Genomic DNA, 1,183 nt, shown 5'->3' with positions numbered 1-1,183 from the left:
TAATGGTAACCCATTGATATTAAATGACTAAAATTTTCATTTTTTGTTCGTGGGATACTTGTTCGCACTTTCCTTAGTACTTTGTCGGTTCGATTGAAAAGAAACTCAGATAGATATCATCAGGGGACACCAAGCACAGATTGCTGTAAATCCGCATGGAAGGGCCATTGTATCCTCCTGAGTTTATCAGCATCCGTCAGTCATCTATGCGAACAGCAAGCCATTAACGTGCCAGTCTTGCCGCCAGCTTACCAACCACCTCCAGGACAAGCTCCCTGTCTGTTGTGTCGAGTTTGGCTAACTGTTGGCTAATCACCATGCCTTGTTCGGTGGGACGATTGCTGGTCTCACACAGGAAGTCTGCGAGATCACAGCCAAACAGCTGAGCCAGCTCAGCGAGCCGCACGACTGTCGGCACCACGAGACCTCTCTCCATTCGGGAGACTGCTTCCATACCTATTTTTAGGTGCTCAGCCACTTGATCTTGAGTCAGCCCTGCCTGGTGGCGTTGGCGTCCAATCGCTTTACCAACGCTCTTGGCAAGCTCTTCAAAGTTGATGTCAGTCATAAGTCCTCCAGTCAACCCTTATGGTTGACCATGGACCCATTGACATTAAGGACTCAAAAGGTTGAATATCAACTAATTAGATCTATTTTTGAAATTTCTAGACCTAAAATGAATGGAGCTCACATCACAATCTAATACCTAATCTTCCACGGTGGCCTTTGTCATCTACCAGTGCATCCACTGGCAGCATGCTAGCCACACTCTACCAACCGACTTGGGATCTCGTCGGATGGCCCCCTATTGCCAACATCCTGTAACAGGAGAAATAAACATGATCATTCCACTGCTATGGTTCGGACTTGCCTTGCTGCTAGGCATTGTTGCCTCGAGCAACGGTCGCTCATTTTGGGGGTGGTTCATTCTCGGGCTGATCATCGACCCGATTTTGGCGGGATTACTCTACTGGTTGGTCTGTAGAGATCGCTGACAGCGCTCCATTGAGGTGCACTCATAGGTGGTCAAATTTACATCATAAAGGTTTGCGATATGGGAATTTGGAAAACACTAACAACGATTAATGGCAGCAGCCTAGGAGGCCTTCATGTACAGGATCTTTAGCAGCAACCAATTGAAATAGATATAAAAATGGCTTCGATTGTGATCTGATTTTATCGC

General features: G+C 46.7%; 2 protein-coding genes. One reads left to right on the top strand and one right to left on the bottom strand.

What is annotated here, in order from left to right:
• Positions 1-223: 223 nt before the first annotated feature.
• The gene (locus OKC30_RS20945; protein ID WP_010673715.1) at positions 224-568 is read right to left on the bottom strand and encodes a helix-turn-helix domain-containing protein; all 345 of its coding nucleotides are present in this window, start codon (positions 566-568) and stop codon (positions 224-226) included.
• A gap of 271 nt (positions 569-839) precedes the next feature.
• Here OKC30_RS20945 and OKC30_RS20940 point away from each other — a divergent pair, with 271 nt between their 5' ends.
• Complete coding sequence (locus tag OKC30_RS20940; protein ID WP_010673716.1) at positions 840-995, top strand: hypothetical protein; 156 nt, start codon at positions 840-842, stop codon at positions 993-995.
• Positions 996-1,183 lie beyond the last annotated feature (188 nt).

The organism is Aeromonas sp. QDB18, assembly GCF_027705325.1.
GTDB classification, from domain to species: domain Bacteria; phylum Pseudomonadota; class Gammaproteobacteria; order Enterobacterales; family Aeromonadaceae; genus Aeromonas; species Aeromonas caviae.
Note: the sequence above shows the minus strand (reverse complement) of the source record. Positions and strands in the feature narration are given on the sequence as shown.

What these genes read in the sequence shown, in the direction of transcription:
- OKC30_RS20940 (WP_010673716.1), top strand. Translation starts at nt 840, where the DNA reads ATGATCATTCCACTGCTATGGTTCGGACTTGCCTTGCTGCTAGGCATT.
- OKC30_RS20945 (WP_010673715.1), bottom strand. Translation starts at nt 568, where the DNA reads ATGACTGACATCAACTTTGAAGAGCTTGCCAAGAGCGTTGGTAAAGCG.